The organism is Stenotrophomonas sp. AS012628 (assembly GCF_010608305.1).
GTDB lineage: Bacteria > Pseudomonadota > Gammaproteobacteria > Xanthomonadales > Xanthomonadaceae > Stenotrophomonas > Stenotrophomonas geniculata.
This window is the reverse complement of the sequence record NZ_VMBJ01000129.1, coordinates 1-275: the sequence shown is the minus strand read 5'-3', so window position 1 is coordinate 275 and position 275 is coordinate 1. Positions and strand designations below refer to the sequence as shown.

The 275-nt window shown below is 67.3% G+C and carries 1 pseudogene; it reads left to right on the top strand.

Annotated elements, in window-relative coordinates:
* Nucleotides 1–250: pseudogene (locus G5A07_RS21265) on the top strand (hypothetical protein); the annotation flags it as partial.
* Nucleotides 251–275 lie beyond the last annotated feature (25 nt).

The following is a 275-nucleotide window of genomic DNA, read 5'->3' as shown; positions in this document are numbered from 1 at the left end:
GATGTGGGGCAGCCTGTACTGGAGCTTTCCGGCCTTGCTCGCCACTCCGGCCCGGGTCGGCCTGGTCGGCGGGGTGATGAACATGGCCGGCAGCCTCGGCGGCATCGCCGTGCCGATCCTGGTCGGGCTGCTGCTGCAACACCTGGGCGGATATGCCGCGGTGCTGGGCTTCTTCGCCCTCTGCTCGGCAGCCTTCATCGTCGGCACCCTGCTGATTTCCCTGGACAAGACCGAGGCAAAGCATGGCTGAGCTGTACGACGGGCCGATCGTCGAC